The sequence below is a fragment of the Halobacillus rhizosphaerae genome (genome assembly GCF_046719735.1).
Taxonomy (GTDB): Bacteria; Bacillota; Bacilli; order Bacillales; family Halobacillaceae; genus Halobacillus_B; species Halobacillus_B rhizosphaerae.
Genome location: NZ_JAUTWQ010000001.1, coordinates 269750 through 290403, shown reverse-complemented (window position 1 = coordinate 290403; position 20654 = coordinate 269750). Strand labels below are relative to the sequence as shown.

Below are 20654 nucleotides of genomic sequence, written 5' to 3'. Positions count from 1 at the left end.
ATTTTTTCAAGTTCCCTAAGAACTTAAAGACACACTGGAAGGACTGTCCATCACACGAACAAATTCCGCTTTATTATAAGGATAGCCGGCCTTGGTAATTTTAACCCTTACAATTTCCCCTATCAGCTTGTCGCTTCCGGAAATCTTCACTTTTAGATAATTATCTGTGTATCCGACCAATAGACCATCCTCATCTCTGGAATGCTCCTCCGGTATCATTTCTAAAACTTCTCCTTCAAAGGTAGAAGCATACTCTTTTGCTTGCTGATTGGAAAGCTCAATGAGACGTCGCACACGATCGTGCTTAATTTCATCTTCTACTTGGTCTTTCATCCTTGCGGCAGGGGTGCCTGTCCGTTTAGAGAATGGGAAAACGTGCAGCTCAGAATATCCGACTTCTTTAATGAATCGATACGTTTCCATGAATTCTTCCTCGGTTTCCCCAGGAAAACCAACAATCACGTCTGATGTAATCGCTAATCCAGGCAGTGCTTCTTTAATACGATCAATTCTTTCTTTATAAAACTCCATCGTGTATTTTCTTCTCATTCTTTTCAAAACAGTATTCGATCCAGATTGCAAAGGAATGTGAAGATGACGCACAATCTTGTCGGAATCATTAAGAACTTTAATCACATCATCTGTAATTTGACTCGCTTCGATGGAGGAAATACGAATCCGTTTAAGATCTTTCACTCGACTGTCCAATTCACGAAGCAGCATGGCAAGGTTATAATCTTTCAGATCTTCGCCGTAACCGCCTGTATGGATTCCAGTTAGCACAATCTCTTTATAACCGGCATCAACTAGCTGCTGCGCTTGTTTAACAACTTCCTCTGGATCCCGAGATCTCATAAGGCCACGTGCCCACGGAATAATACAGAAGGTACAAAAGTTATTACAGCCTTCTTGAATTTTCAGAGAAGCACGCGTACGGTCAGTAAATGAAGGGACATCCAATTCTTCAAATACACGGTTTTTCATAATGTTCGTGACTCCGTTAATTGGCTGTCTTTCGTTCTTGAATTGTTCAATATACTCAAGCATTTTAATTCGGTCCTGCGTTCCTACTACAATATCCACTCCAGGTATATCCATAATTTCTCCAGGAGAAGTCTGGGCATAACAGCCTGTTACACAAATAACCGCATCCGGATTCTTACGGATCGCCCTGCGGATAACTTGACGGCTTTTTTTATCCCCTGTGTTTGTAACCGTACACGTATTAATTACATAAACATCGGAAGGACGTTCAAAGTCCACCCGCTCGTACCCTCGGTCACTAAATAGCTGCCAGATTGCTTCTGTTTCATAATGATTAACCTTACAACCCAGCGTATGAAATGCTACATTTGGCATTTACATTCACCTCAACTCTTCAAATTGATAAGAAACACTTGATAAGTAATACAATGGAGCGGTCTCCATCCTAAGTATTCTGCGGCCGAGCCGAAAAGATTGAAATCCATGATCATAAAGGGTATTCACTTCTCTCTCGGAAAAACCGCCTTCAGGTCCAATGACGACTAGAACATGATCTCCAGCATTGATTGTCTCTAAATGGGATGCCAGCGAGTGAAATTCTGCCGTCTTTGCCTCATTTTCGTAAGCAAAGACTTTAGCATCAAAAGTCTCCCCCATTGCCATAACTTCCTTTATAGTAGAAGCATTCTCGATTACCGGAATATGAGTGCGCTGTGATTGTTCACTTGCTTCTTTTGCAATTTTTTGCAGGCGCTGAATCTTTTTTTCAGCTTTCTTATCATCCCATTTCGATATAGAACGATCCGCTTTGAAAGGGATAAAGCGATAAGCCCCAAGTTCTGTTCCTTTTTGAATCACCTGTTCGAGCTTATCCCCTTTGCCGAGACTTTGCACGATAGACACGAATACAGGAAGCTCCCGGTCCTCGCTAATCCAGCTCTCTATATGACAAGTGACCTCATCACTGCTTATATCAGTAATTCTGCATTCAGCTATAACTTGATCAGAACGTATACAAATGATGGTGTCTCCAGGCTCCATTCTCATCACTCTTCCAATATGATGGACATCCTCACCATGAATGACTACCGTTTGATTATCCCATTGATCTTCTTTAACGAAATAGCGTTGTACCATAATCTCTCACCTGTTATTCTGGTTTTCTGGCTATAATGGAGATCCAGTCTTCCATTTTATTGGTTTCAATAATTTCAAATCCTGAGGCCGTTAACTGCTCTTTTACCAAGTCTTTCTTTCCCGAAATAATCCCAGACGTAATAAAATAACCTCCAGGCTTAATTACATGATAAGCCTCATCAGTAAATCGAACAATAATTTCCGCTAAAATATTTGAAACGATTACATCAGCCTCTATAGTTACATCATCCAGCAAGTTGTTTATCCTTGGTGTAATTTTACCTTCTACTTGGTTTAGTTCGGCATTGCTGGCTGTACTCTTAACCGCTATATCATCAAGGTCATACGCGTAAACGTGATTTGCTCCGAGAAGGACAGAAGCTACACTAAGAATTCCTGAGCCGCAACCTACATCAAGTACCGTATCTTCTTTCGTTAAGTATTGTTCAAGTGCTTGAATGCTCAAGACAGTGGTAGGATGTGTCCCCGTGCCAAAGGCCATTCCAGGGTCCATTTCTATGATAATTTCATCAGTAGATACAGGTGTATATTCTTCCCATGTAGGGATAATCGTAATCTTCTCAGAAATTTTTACTGGTTTGTAATATTTCTTCCAAGCTGTCGCCCAATCTTCTTCATTAATTTCACTCAGTGTCACGTTATTGTGGCCAATGTCAATACCAAATGAAACCAGCTGAGTAACCGATTGTTTAATTTCTTCTACCGCTTCCCCAATAAAACTATTAACAGGCAAGTAGGCTTTTACATAGACTCCCTCTTCAGGATAATCATCGGGGTTCAATTCAATAATTTCTCCCAAACCTGTATCTTCCCTGATCATATCCTGAGGGTCTTCAATGACTACACCGCTCGCTCCAGATTCATGCAGAATATTGGAAACCGGTTCGATTGCTTCATTTGTAGTATGAATACAAATTTCTGACCATTTCAAACAGATCAACTCTCTTTGTTATAAATTTTTTAACCCATGTAGAAAAAGAGTGCCCGAACAATGGATCCGGTGAATGTAATTTAAGACACCAATCATAGCCATTCGTTCAAAGACACTCTCTCCCTGTTCTACCTATTGATCACCTTTAAAAGCCCGTTTCATCCGCTCAAAAAAGTTTCCGTGCTGTTCATCAGTAGCACCATTACCGCTGATATCATTAAACTCACGGAGTAACTCTTTTTGATGGTCCGTCAGGTTCTTCGGTGTAATAACTTTCGTCTTCACATGCTGGTCTCCATGTCCACGTCCATGTACGTTTGGAGCCCCTTTATCTTTAAGTCTGAATGTTTTCCCCGTCTGCGTACCAGCTGGAATCTTCAGTTTAACTTTACCATGTACAGTTGGGACTTCTATTTCGTCTCCAAGAGCAGCTTGTGCAAATGTTAATGGAATATCACAGAAAATGTGGTCGCCTTCGCGATGGAAAAACTCATGCGGTCTGACATGAATAACAACAAATAAATCACCGGCTGGACCGCCGTTTACACCGGCTTCCCCTTTACCAGGTACGCGAATCTGCTGGCCTTCATCAATGCCAGCTGGAATGTCCAGATGAATCTTCTTGCGTTTCGTCACTCGGCCATCTCCGCCGCAGGTGCTGCATTTATCTTTGATGATTTTTCCTGTACCTTGGCAATGGTGACAGACTCTGCGATTCACAACACGGCCGAACGGTGTATTTTGTTCCTGGTTAATTTGTCCGCTTCCTTGACAATGCGAACAAGTTTCTGGAGAAGTGCCGGGTTTTGCCCCGTCTCCTCCACAAGTTTCACATTCTTCTTCCATAGGAATCTCAATGTCTGTACTTTTACCAAAAATCGCTTCCTCAAACTCCATTGTCATGGTGTACTGAAGATCTGCACCTTTACGGGGTGCGTTAGGATCTCTTCTGCGGCCACCGCCGCCAAAGAACATATCAAAGATATCGCCAAAGCCGCCGAAGTCTTCTCCGCCACCGCCAAAGCCGCCAAAACCTTGGTTAGGACCCGCGTGGCCAAATTGGTCATACTGGGTACGCTTCTGCTGGTCGCTTAACGTTTCATAAGCTTCTTTAGCTTCTTTGAATTTTTCAGAAGCGTTATCTTCTTCACTAACATCGGGATGATACTTCCGTGCCAGTTTTCGATAGGCTTTCTTGATTTCATCCTTAGAGGCATCCTTTGATACTCCAAGAACCTCATAATAATCGCGTTTACTCACTTGTGGATCACTCTCCCGGGCCTATTGCATAAGATTTATATTAACATTGTGAGGGCACTTCAGGCAAATTCCTTCATGCGTGAAAAAAGTCAAAGCCAAGAAGATCCTGACTTTGACTTTTCTTTTCCCATACTATCTTACTTCTTTTCGTCTTCGTTTACTTCTTCGTAATCAGCATCGACTACATCTTCTTCTGTATTACCTGCTTGATCACCTTGTTCAGCTTCAGCTTGCTGCTGTGCTTGTTCGTATAATTTTACGGAAAGGTTTTGAACTTGTTCCTGTAGAGCTTCTTTCTTCTCTTTAATAGCTTCAAGATCTTCACCTTCGAGAGCAGTTTTCAGCTCTTCTTTAGCAGATTCAGCATTTTGCTTTTCTTCATCACTTACTTTATCGCCAAGGTCTTTAATCGTTTTATCTGTTGTAAAGACAAGCTGATCCGCTTCATTGCGAAGTTCGATTGCTTCACGTTTTTTCTTATCTTCTTCAGCGTTCTCTTCTGCTTGGCGTACCATATCTTCAACTTCTTCATCAGAAAGACCAGATGAAGACTTGATCGTAATGGATTGTTCTTTGTTTGTACCCATATCTTTCGCACGCACATTTACAATTCCATTGGCATCGATATCAAAGCTTACTTCAATTTGAGGTACACCGCGTGGTGCTGGCGGGATATCCGTTAATTGGAAGCGGCCCAGAGTCTTATTGTCCTGCGCCATTTCGCGTTCCCCTTGAAGGACATGAATATCAACGGCTGTCTGGTTGTCAGCAGCTGTAGAGAACACCTGAGAATGGCTCGTAGGGATTGTTGTATTACGTTCAATAAGCTTAGTTGTTACTCCGCCCATTGTTTCAATTCCCAGTGATAACGGGGTTACATCAAGAAGAACTACGTCTTTAACGTCCCCTTGTAACACACCGCCCTGGATAGAAGCACCAAGCGCTACAACTTCATCAGGATTAACTCCTTTAGAAGGATCTTTGCCTACTTCTTTTTTAATTGCTTCCTGTACAGCTGGAATACGAGTTGAACCACCTACTAGAAGAACTTTATGAATATCATTAGAACTCATACCAGCATCTTTCATTGCCTGGCGAGTAGGTTTCATAGAACGTTCGATTAGATCTGCAGAAAGCTCTTCAAATTTAGCACGAGTTAAATTCATTTCAAGGTGAAGAGGCCCTGCTTCCCCAGCAGTAATAAATGGCAGGGAAATTTGTGTTTGAGCTACACCTGATAAGTCTTTCTTCGCTTTTTCAGCTGCATCTTTCAAGCGCTGCTTCGCCATTTTATCCTGGGAAAGATCAATGCCGTTTTCCTTCTTGAATTCTGCTACCATATGATCAATGATCACTTGGTCAAAGTCATCTCCGCCTAAACGGTTATCCCCTGCAGTGGAGACCACTTCAAACGTGCCTTCTCCAATATCAAGAATGGAAACGTCAAAGGTACCGCCGCCAAGGTCATATACTAGAATGGTCTGATCCTGGTCTTCTTTATCAATGCCGTAAGCTAATGCTGCAGCTGTCGGTTCGTTAATAATACGTTCCACTTCAAGCCCAGCGATTTTACCTGCATCTTTAGTCGCTTGACGCTCTGCATCATTGAAGTAAGCTGGAACTGTGATAACTGCTTTATCAACAGTTTCTCCCAAATAATCTTCCGCATAGTTCTTAATGTACTGCAGAATGATTGCAGAAACTTCCTGAGGTGTGAATTCTTTGCCTTCCACTTCAACCTTATGGTCAGTACCCATATAGCGTTTAATGGAAAGAATCGTATTAGGGTTCGTGATTGCCTGACGTTTAGCAACTTCCCCTACTTGACGTTCACCATTTTTGAAAGCTACAGCTGATGGAGTAGTACGGTTCCCTTCCGGATTCGGAATAACCTTTGCTTCTCCACCTTCCATCACTGCTACACAAGAGTTTGTTGTACCTAAGTCAATACCAATAATTTTACCCATGATTAGTGTCCTCCTTTACTTACTACATCCAAAAATATTTTTATTGATTTACTTTAACCATAGACGGGCGAATAACCCGATCTTTTAAACGGTAGCCTTTTTGCAGTTCTTCGATGACAATGTTGGATTCATAATTTTCATCTTCCACTTGCATAACGGCCTGGTGCAAATGAGGATCGAATGATTCCCCTTCTGCTGGAATTGCTTCTACCCCTTCTTTATCAAGGGCAGCTTGAAATTGCTGGTAAACCATTTTCATTCCATCAGCAAAGTTTTTGACGGAATCGCCATCCACTTCTATCTGTAAAGCTCGATCAAAGTTATCGAGAATTGGAATTAACTCTTCAATTAAACTTTGTGATCTATATTTCCGATCCGCTTCTCTTTCCTTCGTCGTGCGGCGGCGGAAATTATCATAGTCTGCCTGCAAACGAAGCAGACGATTTTCGATTTCTTCTTTTTCTGAACGAAGTTTTTCAACTTCGCCGGTATCCTTCATATCCTGTTGATTCTCATCTTGATCATTGACTTCCTGATCACGTTCTTCATCAATGATTTCCTGCTCTTGTTGTTTGTTCTCTTCCACGTCTTACACCTCCTGAATTCCAGTTCACCGTTACTGACTATAACATGAATTAATAACCAGAAAAAGCAATAGACAAAAAGAAGCGATGGGCCATATTTCTCCCATCTTCACTTGACTCCCGAATCTTTAATACAAACTCCGGAATGTTTCTGTCATATGCTTAGATAATACATTCATTAATGATATCATCCGATTATACTCCATACGGGTTGGACCTAACAAAGCAATCGTGCCAACCTGCTCTTGACCTAAAGTATAACTCGCTGTAATTAAGCTGCAATTCTGCATGGCATCATAAGGGTTCTCATGTCCAATAAGAACATGAATCCCTTCTTCTCCTGTACGCAGCAAATCCGCCATTTCACTTTCTTTCTCCATTACTGAATAGAGAGAGCGTACCTTTTCCAGGTCTCTGAATTCCGGCTGCATGAGAATATTTGTTTTACCACCTATATAAAGCTTAGTGGGCTGGTCCCCCAATAAAGCTGCGTGCAAATAGGAGAATAAATGTTCATGCCGATCTGTGTGACTCTGGAGAAGATCCTTAATTTCTGAATAGAGCTTCTCATGCAGTTGAACTAACGGAACCCCTTGGAGCCGGCTATTCAAGATATTGACCATTTTTTCAAGCTCTGAACGGTCAATTTCCACCGGTACATTAAAAGCCCGATGTTCCACATGACCGGTGTTTGTCACTAAAATCGCGATAGCTGACTGATCATTTAATGGAACAATTTGCAGCTGTTTAAGCTTAGTTTCAAACACTTCCGGTCCTAGGACGAGCGAAGTATAGTTAGTTAAATCTGATAAAATGCCTGCAGATTTCTGAACCACACGCTCAAATTCCAGCATTCGGTCATTAAAGGCTTCCCGTATTGTAAAAAGCTCTTTGTTAGACAGGCTTAAAGGAGACAGCAAATGATCTACATAAAAGCGATATCCCTTTTCAGAAGGAACACGTCCTGAAGAGGAATGCGTCTTTTCTAAGAATCCCATTTCCTCTAAGTCTGCCATTTCATTTCTAATGGTTGCTGAACTAAAAGTAACAGCATCCTTTTTAGAGATTGACCGCGAACCAACCGGCTGCGCAGTCAGGATGAAATCATCAATAATGACTTGCAATATCAGCAGTTGTCTTTCTGTTAACATCGATGATCACCTCTGTTAGCACTCCGTTTAAGCGAGTGCTAAATCTAATAATAAATTATCAAAAGGGGTGACGGATGTCAACGGATATCTTCTCAAATTTTTAATCGATTAAAAATTCCTGAAAAACCTCATTACCCAGAATCCTTCCTCTTTCAGTTAATCGAATCCTGTCCTCAGTTTCTTCTAGCAAGCCACGGCTTTTCAACTTAGGAACTGCATCGCCAAATACATTTGAAAGCTTCCGTTGATATTTTTCCGTAAATTGACTCGTTGAAACCCCTTCTGTTTTTCTCAACCCTAAAAACATTTCCTCTTCCATTCGTTCTTTCAGCCCGACAGGTTCTTCATGAAGTATCGGTTTTCCACTACTCATCGCTTCTTTGACATAGGCAGGAAGAGGTCGAATATTGACCGTCCTTTTCCCAGGCAGGTAACCGTGGGCCCCTGCACCAATCCCGTAATAATTCTCATTATTCCAGTATGTCAAATTGTGCTTACTTTCATAACCAGGCTTGGAAAAATTACTTATTTCATACTGTGACACACCATTTGCAGCTAATTTTCTTTGCAATAATTCATACATCTCTGCTTCATCTTCTTCCGGTGGCTTGACCAATTTCCCCTTGTTATACCTTTGATAAAAAACGGTCTTCGGCTCAATTTGCAAGGAATAAGAAGAATAGTGCGGCAAACCAAACTGCATCGCTTCATCCACGGTTTTCTCAAAGTCAGCAACGGATTGTCCAGGCAAACCATACATCAAGTCAATGCTCACATTAGTCAGCCCCACTTGCATCAGACGTTCTATATTGGTATAAACATCTGCCACCTTATGAATACGGCCGATTTTTTCCAGCATTGCATCATCGAAGACTTGAACCCCTAAGGAAATTCTATCAACACCATAAGCTTTCAGCATTTTCACTTTTTCTAAATCAAGGTCACCGGGATTTGCTTCAAATGTATATTCTTCACATTCTTCGATTAAAAAATGATCAGCAATCGTCTCCAGCAATTTTTCTAACTGAGCATGGTTCAAGGCCGTAGGAGTACCTCCCCCAACAAAGATGGTATTCACCTTTGCTTTCTCACCCGGAATGTACGTATGGATTTCTTTTTCCAAGGCAGTTAAATACTCATCGGCGAGACGTTCATTATAAAAAAACTTCGTAAAATCACAGTAGTGACAGATCTGCTGACAAAAAGGAATGTGTATATAAGCAGAAGGAATATTCATTGGGAACCACCTTTCATAAGGAAAACCGCAAGAGAGAGTCTCCTGCGGCTTTATCCAGATTCTTATCAATCATCATCAATTTCAAGGACAGACATGAAGGCTTCCTGAGGTACTTCCACAGAACCTACCATCTTCATCCTTTTCTTCCCTTCTTTTTGTTTCTCAAGAAGTTTTCTTTTCCGTGATATATCTCCTCCATAGCATTTGGAGAGAACATTCTTACGCATGGCTTTGATTGTCGTCCGGGCTACAATTTTATTTCCAATCGCCGCCTGAACCGGCACTTCAAACTGCTGTCTTGGAATTAATTTCTTTAACTTTTCAGCAATCACTTTCCCTCGTTCATAAGCAAAATCACGGTGAACAATAAAGGACAAGGCATCTATGGTATCTCCATTCAGAAGGATATCCATCTTCACCAAATTGGAATCTCTATAACCGATCAACTCATAATCAAAGGAAGCATATCCCTTAGTTTGGGATTTTAAAGAATCAAAAAAGTCATAAACAATTTCAGAAAGCGGAATTTCATAAACAACATTTACACGATTGTCATCTAAATACTGCATATCCATAAAATTGCCACGTTTCCTCTGGCAAATTTCCATGACAGGTCCAACGTAATCATTCGGCACCATAATGGTGGCTTTGACAAAAGGTTCCTGTACTTCTTCAATTTGCTGATTATCCGGCATCATGGAAGGGTTATCGACGTTTATAGAAGTACCATCGGTCAATTTCACTTTGTAAATAACACTTGGAGCCGTGGTAATAAGATCAATTTTATACTCTCTTTCAATCCGTTCCTGGATGATTTCCATATGGAGCATTCCCAGGAAACCGCAGCGGAATCCGAATCCTAAAGCCTGAGAGGTTTCCGCTTCAAATTGTAAAGAAGAGTCGTTCAGTTCAAGACGCTCTAAAGCGTCTCTCAGGTCGTTATAATTATTCGCATCCACCGGATAAAGTCCGCAGAACACCATTGGATTCAGCCTTTTATAACCAGGAAGCGGTGTTTCTGCAGGGTTATTGGCAAGAGTAATCGTGTCCCCTACTTGCGTATCCCCAATGTTTTTAATGGAGGCAGTTAAGTAGCCGACATCTCCTACATTTAACTCCTTAAGGGTTGTAGGTGCCGGACGGAAAACACCCACTTCATTAACTTCAAATTCTTTCCCAGTGGCCATCATCTTAATCTTGTCGCCGACTTTTATCGAGCCTTCTCTGACACACGTATAAGCAACAACCCCGCGATACGTGTCATATAAGGAATCAAAAATAAGACCTTTGGTTGGGGCTTTAGCATCTCCATCCGGTGCAGGAATGTCCGACACAATCCGTTCTAAAATCTCCTCAATTCCTACCCCTTCTTTGGCTGAAGCTAATATAGCATTAGAGGCATCTATCCCTATGACATCTTCAATTTCCTGCTTAATTCTTTCCGGATCGGCACCCGGTAGATCGATTTTATTAATAACCGGGATGATTTCCAGGTCATTTTCCAGGGCAAGATACACATTAGCTAAGGTTTGTGCTTCAATTCCCTGTGCAGCATCAACCACAAGTATAGCTCCCTCGCAGGCAGCGAGACTCCTGGACACTTCATATGTAAAATCGACGTGGCCGGGGGTATCTATTAAATGAAAGGTATAATCTAAATTATCTTTTGCCTTGTAATTTAATTGAACAGCATTCAATTTTATCGTAATGCCTCGTTCTCTCTCAAGGTCCATAGCATCGAGGAATTGTTCTTTCATTTCTCTTTGTGTTAATGCGTTCGTTTTTTCAAGGATACGGTCTGCAAGAGTCGATTTGCCGTGATCAATATGGGCAATGATCGAGAAGTTGCGTACCCTTTCCTGTTTCGATTGACTAGTCAAAATACATCACTCCTACTAAATTAGGCACAGTTAGCTAGCTTGATTATAGCAATAGGAGTAGTATTATTCAATCCCCGTCTATTTTGGGAAAGACTCGCTTATGGCCCCGAATGAAGCATTTGAGAAAGAATCAACACAGCCAGATCAAAGCACGCTGATACCCACTGCCCTAATCCCACTGCAAATCGTACGATCAATGGAGCAGACTTCTCTTCTGATAGGCTGGTTTGGCAGACACCTTTACTGGCAGGCTGTGAAACCTTATGGTCGACCTTCTTTTCCACCTGACCTTCCTTATGACTGGAGTTATTCTTCGCATCAAGGGAGGCAGCAGAATCTTGCAATTGCTCATATTTTTCAGCATTTTTCTGGATTCCATAAATTGCTCCAAAAATAAAGAGAGCACAACCAATCAGCAGAATCATCAGCCACTTCATTACTCTTCCCCCTCAGATATTAGGAATTTTTAGAAACCTTTTCTGAATCAAAGTAATAATCACTAAATATGCCTGCAAGAATGTCAGCTGTGCGATATAATTCGTCCAAGTTATTTCCAAGTCCACCCACTTCAAAGAGGAGTGAGTGCTGACTTAAGTCCTGATTGTATATTCCGTCAACTCCGGACCCTTTCTTTGTAATAACTCCCCTGCTCAATCCAGGATATTTCTTCTCAATCCTTTTGTGAAGGTCAGAAGCTATTTTAAGATTCTTTTCATAATTTTTGTTATCTGCACCTATAACAAATACCACTCTTGCATAATTTTTACCGTCAATCGTAGTCGTAGTATACTCTCTGCCAAGGCTGTCCCTGTGAATATCAAAAAAGTACTGTAAAGAATCTTCTCTGCTCATTGCTTCCTTTACCACCGGCCGAGAAGCATCGTAGGATTCATAATACTCCATTCCCTTGTCTTTAAGCACTTTCGAAATATCAGTATGATCGACTTCCGCACCGATTCCATTCTTCTCCAAATCTTCTGCCAACCTTTGACTGATTAAGGACACATTCACTTTTCCACTGTAGGCTTCATTTATTGAAGTACCTTTTGGCAGCTGCGGTAGAAAAGATTCTCTATTGTGAGTGCTGTAAATGAACACTTTCTTATTTTTGATATTTTGCGGTTTATTCTCATCTTGATTTGGTTTCTTATCTTCGCTCCCCACTGCTTCTCTATCTTTTTGGACCACATCAATCGGTGCCCTTGATTCAATAGGAATGGTAGTATAATCAGTTCCTTCTCCCGCTATAATTATGTCACTATTGTAGGAGGACAGACCTGGGATCTCTCTACCTAATAAACTTCTCGGATCGTTTGGGGTCAAGCTAGTTAATAGCTGAAACGATAACGTGGATAATCCCGGAAAGTTCTCACCTTCCGGGTGAGCTCCAGTAAACATTCGATTCTCCATCTCAAATAAGTAAATAAATGAACTTCCCTTTAATTGGGTCGTCCATCCTTGAATGGTATCCGAATAAATTCGATAAGTGGTTTTCGCTCCAGTCAAAAAACCTATCCCTATAAATAATAAAATCAGAATAGTAAATGCTCCACCTAACCATTTTGAGCCTTGCTTGACCAGGTTTGGCCGCTTTTTTTTCCATTTCTGATAATGTGGCATAGGAAAATCCTCTCCTCATTCTGACTCAACTCTAGTAAATCTTATGTCAGTGAGAAGAAACATAGAACGGACATCTATTTTTTCACTTACCTGGAATAGGATTGCGCCTCTCCATCTTCGACGCCAGGATGTAATGCTCCATTTATTCCCGAAGCAATCACATGGGCCATATCATTTATGAAGGTATCCACTTCTTTAGGAGTGACCATCAGGTTATGCCCTAATGGGGTAAGGACTTCTTTTATAAGTTGTTTCTTTTCAGCTTCCTCAAGCTGCCCAAACATTCCTAATACAGCTTGGGATTGTTCATCTGTAGGATGATCTTCCTCCGTCAGTGTCTTTCTCTCAAATGGATTAAGGGCCGGTGATAGAGCTTGAGACGGGCTATCCTTCTCTTTCCACTCTCTTCCAAAATGCTTCAAAACATAATCGATCGTATCACTTGTAATGGTCACTGCGTCGACCACTGTTGGAACGCCAATCGAAATTACTGGAATTCCATAGGTTTCTTTACTAATCTCTTTCCGCTTATTTCCTACACCCGAGCCGGGATGAATCCCTGTATCGGATAGTTGAATCGTTGCGTTTATGCGATTAATAGAACGAGAAGCTAAAGCATCGATAACGATAACAAAATCTGGTTTAGTTTCTTCAATGATCCCATGAACCATATCACTTGTTTCAATACCTGTGAGACCCATAACTCCTGGAGTTACCGCTGACACCGGCCGGTAACCTTCCTGGACAGTTTCTGGCTGCAGTTCAAACAAGTGGCTGGTTACGAGCACTTTCTCAGTGACCAGTGGGCCTAATGCATCAGGTGTGACTAAATGATTTCCTAACCCAACGATTAAGCAGCGGTCACTTTCTTTAATGCCACTGTCACTTAATACTTTCCTCAGCTGACCCGAAACCACTTTTGCCAGGTTAACTTGAAGCTCGGTATCCTGTTTACGAATAGCCTGTGATTCCAGTGTAATGTAATGACCTGCTTTCTTCCCGATTCGTTCAGCGCCTGCCTGGTCCACTGTAACGTAAGTAGTTTTAATATCATGAACTTCCTTTTCCAACACTTCTACACCATCTGAATCCGAAGAAGACGGATCATTCTTCACGTTCATTTCATGTGCTTCTAATGCTAAATCAGTACGTACTGAATAACCTTTTTCTTGCTTCATATGCTTTCCCTCCTTATGCAAATTTTCTCCTTAAAGGTGTTAAACTATGCAAATGGATCAGTCTGGTTTCACAAACCTATTGAAAACAAGCGCTCGCTTTGGTAAAATGTCTCTTGTTCGATATGAATCAGTCTTTTGGTTTTTACCTGGGAGGTGAAACTATGCCTAATATTAAATCTGCTAAAAAACGTGTACGCTTAAATATGGATGCACGCCAGCTAAACGCAGCGTTCAAATCCGACATGCGTACAGCTGTGAAACGTGTTGATACTCTTGTATCTAAAAATGATACAGAGAACGCTAAAGATGCTTTGCAAACAGCGGTCAAGAAAATTGATAAAGCTGTCAAGCGCGGTGCCCTTCATAAAAATAACGGGAACCGTAAAAAATCTCGCCTGGCTAAAGAAGTAAACGCATTATAAATTTAGCCTATGACCAACAAACGATCCTCTGATAAGGATCGTTTTTCATTCTTAAAAAACCATCAGCCAAGTGGCTGATGGTTTTTTAATGCATTATTTCTCTATTCCTTTGTTTAATATGAATTAAATTATAAAGCAGCAGTTCAAAGGCTAATTCTTTCTCCATTTTACCTTGCTTCAATTTATAATCCGTCTCTGCAAGCTGATTCATAATTTCATTTAATTCTTCAAAAGAAAAGAATCGTTCTCTTTTTAATGCCATTTTAATGACATACGGATGCGCTTTAATGTAAGAGTTCATTTGGTTTTGCGCATAGCCCTTCTTCTTCAAAGTTTTGGCCTGGCTGATAATGCGAAACTGAGAGGCAAGCAAAGCAGTTAGAGCGATAGGTTCTTCGTTCAGTTTCAGCAAATCTTTATAGATCATAATCGCCCGGCTGAGATTCTTCTCCATTACTGCATCCACAAGCTTTAATCCCGAAGTTTCTGCACTATGAGATAAAAGCTGTTCGGCTAATTCACGAGTAACTGTACCGCCTTCACCGACATTTAATGCGAGTTTTTCCATTTCTTTTCTCAAGGCCATTAAATTCGTTCCGATTTCACTGGCGAATAACTCATGGATATTTTCAGGCACGACGATCTGAAATTCCTTGGCTAGCGTCTGAATCCACTTGTCTATTTCCCATTCTCTAACCGGCTGACATGGAATAACGTTTCCATGCTTTTTAAATTGCTTAAAGACTTTTTTTCTCTCGTCAAGCTTTTCATAAGGCGCAATCATAATCAGGATGCTGTAGTCAGCAGGATGCTCTATGTAATTTAACAGCATGTCCACATCATGTTCAAACGGAAGCTTATCTGGCTTTGCTTTTAGAAAGACCGGGTTGTTAGCAATAACCACTTTTTTTCCACCTAAAAACGGATAAGTTTCTGCATCGGTTACTGCATCTTCAATAGGCGTTTCTTCTAAATCGTACTGAGAAAGATTAAATTCACGATCTTCTTCTGTTAGTGCTTGCTCAACAATTTTCTGCTTGTTTTCCTGAATTAAAAAAGATTCTGCTCCATACAATAAATAAACGTGTGATTGTTGTGTTTTCCCCATATATGTTATAAGTTTCCTTTCACTTAAAAAATACGACGGCGCCCAAAATTATTGGGAAGGCTGTGACACTATTTTAATTTTCAATTGCCATCATGTCAAAGTCAGCCTTTGTACGCCGCCGCAGTTGCTATCTATATAAACGCCTTTCAACAGCCCCGGACGCCATTGAAGAGGACGAGGTTGTTCCCCTCATCTATAGTGTGACCGCTCTTGAGATAATTATCTGTGACAAGTCTTGCTAGCTGAGGCAATGGATTCAATAAGAGAGGATTTTAAATTCATTCATAATGATTGTGGATTTTAACCATGTAATCGCTTATACTTGAACTTAGACAAATAGGAGGGGTAACAATGAACGAATTTAAAAATGAAATTCAATCCAAAACAAATGATGTAGTTGATTCAGGATTAGGGTTTGGCATATCATTTCTATTCTTCTTTGTAATTTTCTTTATCGGTGTTATTTTCTCTGCTATCCAATAACGAACTTAACACCTCAGGCTGCTTTATAGCAGTCTTTTTTTAATCTCTGCTCGCATTATACGGGAGAAACGCGGAAAACGTTCCACTTTGCCCAGAGAAATTAAATTGAACTGCCCCGCTTTGGTCCGTCCTCCAGAGGTTTACGCTGTGATGCTTCAGCCGGTCTACTACTTGTTGGTGGGGGTGACCATAACGATTGTTAACACCTGCTGAAATTAAGCCGTACTGAGGCTGCAGCTGGGATATCCATTTTTCCGAGGTGGACGTCTTACTCCCATGATGGCCGACTTTGAGAACATCCACATGCAATTCAGGATAATTTTCCAGTACCTTTTCCTCCATACGGGTGGACAAATCGCCAGTAAAAAGCCATGATTTCCCTCCCACTTCAGTATAGAGAACCACAGAATTGTCATTAGGATTATGAGCATCATCCTCAGGGTTTAATACAGAAAATAATTGACCCTTCACCTTAATCCTGTCACCAGCATTTACCCGCAAAACCTTCACCTTATCATTCAAATCTGAATTTACAATGTAATAAGGACTGACAATGAACCAATCTACATTAAAGTCTTCCACTAATGGATTGACACTGCCACTATGGTCAGTATCGTGATGGGAAATCATTAAAGCATCCAAATGACTAATCCCCCTTGATTTAAGATAAGGCCGAATAATATTTTCTTCGGTCTGTTTTGGATTCATCATAAATGGCGGTAATCCCGCTGCATCAATCATGATCACCCCTTTACGATAAGGCAGCTCTACTACAAAGGCATCTCCCTGGCCGATATCAAGCATCGTAACCCTGCCCTGATCCACTGTATAGGGCACGCTTGCATAAGCTCCAATTGTTACGCATGAAGCTGTAGCGCAGATAAATGCATGCTTTAATTTTCCATGATTCCATGCGATCATCATAAAACTAAAAAAAAGATAATAGACCAGAATCCACGGCGGAGTTATCTCACCAATAACCCATTTGATTAAGAATGGATCCGTCAGCTTTTGCAGGCATCCCAGAATTAAGGAATGTAAATGAAAAAATAAGTCGGAGGCGGCATAGGCAAAGGGAGAAAATAAGAACGCGAGGAGAAATAAAAGCATGCATAGCGGGATCACAACCAATGAAAAATAGGGGACTACCAATAAATTGGCAAAGAGAGAAAGTGGATTGAAATCATAAAAATAATGGATTTGCAACGGAAGGATAGAAAGCTGGCATATTACACTGATTTTTGAAGAAAGATGCAGTTTGTTTGAGGTTTGTGATAAGACAGGGGAAGAAAGGACAAGGGCGAAGGTCACGAGGAAGGAGAACTGAAAACCAATTTGGTGAAACTGATTTGGGGCTATAAGCAAGAGGCAGAAAGCTGCCAGAGAAACTAAATCCGTGCCAGTAATTTTTAAGTTCCTGTTCACAAATAGTAAGCCAAAAACAGCCATTAAAACGGCCCTTAATACAGAAGCACTCCCTCCTGCTATAAAACCGTATACAGGGAGAAAAATAAATAGAAGGAAACGTGCATGTTCTAGTGTAACCGCTCCTGAACGAAATAAAATAAAGAAAATCATTCCTGACAATAACCCCACATGAAGGCCTGATATGGCTAAAATATGAGAAATGCCCCAGTTCCTAAACCATTCTACGGTCTCCTCATTCAGATCGTTTGCTTCACCAAACATTAAAGCATTCATCCACGGATAAGCTTCAGATGAAACTGTTGCCTTCATTTTATTTTGCATAACGCTTCTCCACTCATAAAGCTCGTCCACCCAAGATACTCCCTGGCAGGTCATCGAAGTCTTTTCACTTATTCTTACCTGTGCCTCTACATCTTGATATGCCATATACCCTCGATAATCAAACTCGCCCGGATTTCTGGCTTCTTTTAAAAGTTCTTCGGGAGAATAAAGAGTGCATTGGGCTCCAAAACGCCATTTCTTCCGTAAATAACTCTGAAATTCTTTATTTTCATGTTCACTTTTAAAGTAAGTCAATAAAACGATAGTTGTCTTGGAAGGGGTTTCTTTTTTCAAACGGACTTGAAGGGTATGAGGAGTTTCCGCTATTGGAGAAGTGATTTGACCGATAATACGGACAGGATCCTTTGACAAGGATGAAATCGGAGAAGGGATAAAGTAGTAATAACCAAAAACAGAACAAGCAAGAAGCAGCGCTCCTGCTCTCGCATTCTTCAGCTTACCTATCCAGTATACGGAGATTCCTATGAGGGCTAATGCAGTCACGCCTTTTGATTGGCTGATCATTGCCCCCAGAATCATAGCTATGAGAGGAAGATGCAGCTTTCCTCTCACGTTTGGTCCGCATCCTGAAGTGAAAATAGCCGGGATGCCTGCTTTCTTAACTCAGCAACTTCCCCCTTGGTAGCTTCACTTTTCTCGAGCTTTGTAAATAAAAGATCGAGAAAATCCTTTTGTTCTATTGTACCTGAATTCTCTAACGGTACTTTTTCTACACGGATACCTGATTGTTGTAACAGATCTATCGCGTAGGGGTGATTTTTATAATCTGTACTGTAATAGACCGCTTCTATCCCCGCCTGAATAATAGCTTTCGTGCAATGCAGGCAGGGAAAATGGGTAACATAAATTTCTGCACCTTCTGTTGCAGCCCCAAACTTAGCGCATTGAAGCAGAGCATTCATTTCAGCATGGATGGTTCGTACACAGTGCCCATCAATTACATAACACCCTTCATCTATACAGTGTACTTCACCTGAAACACTCCCATTATACCCGCCGGCAATCATTCGTTTTTCCCTTACGATAACCGCTCCGACTGAGAGCCTCATGCAGGTGCTTCTAGATTTAAGAAGGTGACTTTGTGCCATAAAATACTGGTCCCACGAAATTCTTTCCATCTTTGTCCCCCTGTTTTCTTTTCTATTCAGTTTACCTTACCGTTTAAAATAACGTCAAACTTCTTCTAAGGCACTTGAATGTTCTCACTTATGGCTTCCAGCGTCTTTTCACCTATCCCTCCGACATTTAACAAATCCTCTTTTGACTTAAAGGGTCCTTCTTCTTCTCGATACTGGACAATTGCTGCTGCTTTAGAAGGGCCAATCCCTTGCAAAGACTCAATCTCTTCAGCTGTTGCCTGGTTAATTCTGAGTTTGTCCATCTGACTGGAAAGTTCTCCTGTGCCTGCTTCCTGCTGGCTGGAGGATACTAGGATCACCATTTCATCCTGAAGTTTTTGAGCAAGGTTTACACTCGCAGGGTCGGCATCATGGGTCATGCCTCCGGCCATTGCGAGAACATCATCCACTCTTTGTCCGGCTTTCACTTGATATACTCCCGGACTCTTTACTTCCCCTTTGACGTCCACAAAAATGCTGCTTTTACTTTCTTCATTCGTATTTTCCACGGCAGTTTCTGCCTCCGCTTTATTAGAAGAAGGGATAAATTCCGGTTCTTCTTCCAAGGTAGAGTGAGTATCAGATGATTTAAAAACAAGAAACGCAGCAACGACAATAAGAAGGGCAATCCAAGCGTATTTCTTTACAAACGTCAAATTCTAACACCACCCTTTCATAATTCCATTTATTCGGAATAAAAATAGGTAAAGTAAGCCATTAAGGAGGGGATTTCCATTCGTTACGGGATAATTGGTACTGGAAACATGGGAAGTATGCTGACTACTTCATTCATTACAAGCAAAGCAGTCTCAGCCCGGGACCTTGTCATTTATAATCGAAGTGCTGAAAAGGCATTGAAATTAAAAAAAATATACAAAAATTTAACCGTTGCCAGCAGTTTAGAAGAAGTAACGAATAACAGTGATGTTATTTTTTTATGCGTGAAGCCGCATCATTTCAAAGATGTACTGGACCCATTAAATCACAATCTCAATGATTCCCACTGTCTGGTTTCTATTACCAGCCCTGTATCGGTTAACGAGTTAGAGAATCACACCCCCTGTCAGGTAGCAAGAATCGTTCCTTCTATTACTAATCGGGCATTGTCTGGGGTCAGTCTGTTTACCTTTGGGGAAAGAATAACGGAAGGGAATAAACAAAACCTGCGGACCTTGTTTAAAACTATTTCTCATCCGGTAGAAATTGAAGAAGAGTATATACGAGCGAGTTCAGATATTGTTTCCTGCGGACCTGCATTTGTCAGTTTCCTGTTGAAAAATTGGATCGAATCGGCACATAAAGTATCAGGAATTCCCCAAGAGAAGGCTACGGAGTTAACAGAAGAAATGATGATAGGGCTTGGTACGTTATTATCGAAGAAAATTTTTTCGTTAGATGAACTGATGGAAAAAGTAACGGTTAAAGGAGGAGTGACTGGAGAAGGATTAAAAGCGCTGGAAAGTCATGTCGGACCATTGTTTGAAGAAATGTTCACGGCAACGCAGAGGAAACACCTCGAGGATAAAAAGACGATAAAGTTTTAGACCCATAGTATAGTTTTCGACCGAATATCTGATTATCCTGCAAAAATTGCCAATTTTTTTAAGCGGCCTTCAAATTTCCTATAACACTTAGACTGTATAGGAATATAAAAACTGAAACTGTTCAGTCCATAAAAAAAATCCGAACCAATGTTTTAAAGGGTTCGGATTTTTTTTAGCGAACAATTATGAGAAATTCAAATTATCCAAAGACGAAGAAAGTAAAGACCTAATCGCAGTCATGGAGTCTCCAGTTTTGGAG

The 20654-nt window shown here is 41.0% G+C and carries 19 protein-coding genes; 3 read left to right on the top strand and 16 right to left on the bottom strand.

From position 1 onward, the window contains the following. Nucleotides 1-15: 15 nt before the first annotated feature. The 12 genes from mtaB to gpr form a co-directional block, all read right to left on the bottom strand. On the bottom strand, nt 16-1359 hold the full coding sequence (mtaB, locus tag Q7A53_RS01440) for a tRNA (N(6)-L-threonylcarbamoyladenosine(37)-C(2))-methylthiotransferase MtaB (protein WP_411787329.1): 1344 nt from the start codon (nt 1357-1359) through the stop codon (nt 16-18). Between the two features lie 6 nt (nt 1360-1365). Beyond that, complete coding sequence (locus Q7A53_RS01435; protein WP_411787328.1) at nt 1366-2121, bottom strand: 16S rRNA (uracil(1498)-N(3))-methyltransferase; 756 nt, start codon at nt 2119-2121, stop codon at nt 1366-1368. A gap of 13 nt (nt 2122-2134) precedes the next feature. Then, nucleotides 2135-3073, bottom strand: a complete 939-nt coding sequence (prmA, locus tag Q7A53_RS01430; RefSeq protein ID WP_411787327.1) for a 50S ribosomal protein L11 methyltransferase — start codon at nt 3071-3073, stop codon at nt 2135-2137. Between the two features lie 132 nt (nt 3074-3205). Next, nucleotides 3206-4333: a molecular chaperone DnaJ gene (dnaJ, locus tag Q7A53_RS01425; RefSeq protein WP_411787326.1), complete on the bottom strand. Its 1128-nt coding sequence runs from the start codon at nt 4331-4333 to the stop codon at nt 3206-3208. Between the two features lie 137 nt (nt 4334-4470). Beyond that, entirely contained in the window at nt 4471-6300 is a 1830-nt protein-coding gene (dnaK, locus tag Q7A53_RS01420; protein ID WP_411787325.1) for a molecular chaperone DnaK, read from the bottom strand. 40 nt (nt 6301-6340) lie between these two features. Then, on the bottom strand, nt 6341-6886 hold the full coding sequence (grpE, locus tag Q7A53_RS01415; protein ID WP_411787324.1) for a nucleotide exchange factor GrpE: 546 nt from the start codon (nt 6884-6886) through the stop codon (nt 6341-6343). Between the two features lie 126 nt (nt 6887-7012). Next, nucleotides 7013-8035: a heat-inducible transcriptional repressor HrcA gene (hrcA, locus tag Q7A53_RS01410; protein WP_411787323.1), complete on the bottom strand. Its 1023-nt coding sequence runs from the start codon at nt 8033-8035 to the stop codon at nt 7013-7015. A gap of 100 nt (nt 8036-8135) precedes the next feature. Next, nucleotides 8136-9272: a radical SAM family heme chaperone HemW gene (gene hemW, locus Q7A53_RS01405; protein WP_411787322.1), complete on the bottom strand. Its 1137-nt coding sequence runs from the start codon at nt 9270-9272 to the stop codon at nt 8136-8138. Nucleotides 9273-9337: 65 nt separating this feature from the next. Then, a complete protein-coding gene (gene lepA / locus Q7A53_RS01400) occupies nt 9338-11152 on the bottom strand; it encodes a translation elongation factor 4 (RefSeq protein WP_411787321.1) in 1815 nt (604 codons plus the stop codon). 98 nt (nt 11153-11250) lie between these two features. Further along, complete coding sequence (locus Q7A53_RS01395; protein WP_411787320.1) at nt 11251-11589, bottom strand: hypothetical protein; 339 nt, start codon at nt 11587-11589, stop codon at nt 11251-11253. Nucleotides 11590-11608: 19 nt separating this feature from the next. Beyond that, nucleotides 11609-12772, bottom strand: a complete 1164-nt coding sequence (gene spoIIP / locus Q7A53_RS01390; RefSeq protein ID WP_411787319.1) for a stage II sporulation protein P — start codon at nt 12770-12772, stop codon at nt 11609-11611. 86 nt (nt 12773-12858) lie between these two features. Next, nucleotides 12859-13950 (bottom strand): GPR endopeptidase, encoded by a 1092-nt coding sequence (gpr, locus tag Q7A53_RS01385; RefSeq protein WP_411787318.1) that lies wholly within the window; start codon nt 13948-13950, stop codon nt 12859-12861. A 161-nt stretch (nt 13951-14111) separates the two neighbouring features. Here gpr and rpsT point away from each other — a divergent pair, with 161 nt between their 5' ends. Then, nucleotides 14112-14372 carry a 30S ribosomal protein S20 gene (gene rpsT / locus Q7A53_RS01380; protein WP_411787317.1) on the top strand — a complete coding sequence of 87 codons (261 nt, stop codon included), beginning with the start codon at nt 14112-14114 and terminating at the stop codon, nt 14370-14372. 85 nt (nt 14373-14457) lie between these two features. Here rpsT and holA read toward each other — a convergent pair whose 3' ends face one another. Then, a complete protein-coding gene (gene holA, locus Q7A53_RS01375) occupies nt 14458-15480 on the bottom strand; it encodes a DNA polymerase III subunit delta (RefSeq protein WP_411787316.1) in 1023 nt (340 codons plus the stop codon). A 351-nt stretch (nt 15481-15831) separates the two neighbouring features. Here holA and Q7A53_RS01370 point away from each other — a divergent pair, with 351 nt between their 5' ends. Beyond that, nucleotides 15832-15963, top strand: coding sequence for a YqzM family protein (locus Q7A53_RS01370; RefSeq protein WP_411787315.1), 132 nt, complete (start codon nt 15832-15834; stop codon nt 15961-15963). A gap of 39 nt (nt 15964-16002) precedes the next feature. On the opposite strand, the gene Q7A53_RS01365 is transcribed toward Q7A53_RS01370, so the two are convergent. The 3 genes from Q7A53_RS01365 to Q7A53_RS01355 all read right to left on the bottom strand — a co-directional run bounded on the left by Q7A53_RS01365 (nt 16003) and on the right by Q7A53_RS01355 (nt 19507). Beyond that, nucleotides 16003-18285 (bottom strand): DNA internalization-related competence protein ComEC/Rec2, encoded by a 2283-nt coding sequence (locus Q7A53_RS01365; RefSeq protein WP_411787314.1) that lies wholly within the window; start codon nt 18283-18285, stop codon nt 16003-16005. After that, nucleotides 18282-18851, bottom strand: a complete 570-nt coding sequence (locus Q7A53_RS01360) for a ComE operon protein 2 (protein WP_411787313.1) — start codon at nt 18849-18851, stop codon at nt 18282-18284. The genes Q7A53_RS01365 and Q7A53_RS01360 overlap by 4 nt, the downstream gene beginning before the upstream one ends. A 65-nt stretch (nt 18852-18916) precedes the next feature. Beyond that, entirely contained in the window at nt 18917-19507 is a 591-nt protein-coding gene (locus Q7A53_RS01355) for a helix-hairpin-helix domain-containing protein (protein ID WP_411787312.1), read from the bottom strand. A 60-nt stretch (nt 19508-19567) separates the two neighbouring features. Here Q7A53_RS01355 and comER point away from each other — a divergent pair, with 60 nt between their 5' ends. Further along, entirely contained in the window at nt 19568-20395 is an 828-nt protein-coding gene (gene comER, locus Q7A53_RS01350) for a late competence protein ComER (RefSeq protein WP_411787844.1), read from the top strand. The last annotated feature ends 259 nt before the right edge of the window (nt 20396-20654 follow it).

Bases quoted from the DNA above. Each gene is read 5' to 3' on its own strand.
- hemW (WP_411787322.1), bottom strand. From the start codon at position 9,272: ATGAATATTCCTTCTGCTTATATACACATTCCTTTTTGTCAGCAGATC.
- gpr (WP_411787318.1), bottom strand. From the start codon at position 13,950: ATGAAGCAAGAAAAAGGTTATTCAGTACGTACTGATTTAGCATTAGAA.
- Q7A53_RS01360 (WP_411787313.1), bottom strand. From the start codon at position 18,851: ATGGAAAGAATTTCGTGGGACCAGTATTTTATGGCACAAAGTCACCTT.
- dnaK (WP_411787325.1), bottom strand. From the start codon at position 6,300: ATGGGTAAAATTATTGGTATTGACTTAGGTACAACAAACTCTTGTGTA.
- Q7A53_RS01395 (WP_411787320.1), bottom strand. From the start codon at position 11,589: ATGAAGTGGCTGATGATTCTGCTGATTGGTTGTGCTCTCTTTATTTTT.
- hrcA (WP_411787323.1), bottom strand. From the start codon at position 8,035: ATGTTAACAGAAAGACAACTGCTGATATTGCAAGTCATTATTGATGAT.
- mtaB (WP_411787329.1), bottom strand. From the start codon at position 1,359: ATGCCAAATGTAGCATTTCATACGCTGGGTTGTAAGGTTAATCATTAT.
- Q7A53_RS01370 (WP_411787315.1), top strand. From the start codon at position 15,832: ATGAACGAATTTAAAAATGAAATTCAATCCAAAACAAATGATGTAGTT.
- holA (WP_411787316.1), bottom strand. From the start codon at position 15,480: ATGGGGAAAACACAACAATCACACGTTTATTTATTGTATGGAGCAGAA.
- rpsT (WP_411787317.1), top strand. From the start codon at position 14,112: ATGCCTAATATTAAATCTGCTAAAAAACGTGTACGCTTAAATATGGAT.
- spoIIP (WP_411787319.1), bottom strand. From the start codon at position 12,772: ATGCCACATTATCAGAAATGGAAAAAAAAGCGGCCAAACCTGGTCAAG.
- Q7A53_RS01435 (WP_411787328.1), bottom strand. From the start codon at position 2,121: ATGGTACAACGCTATTTCGTTAAAGAAGATCAATGGGATAATCAAACG.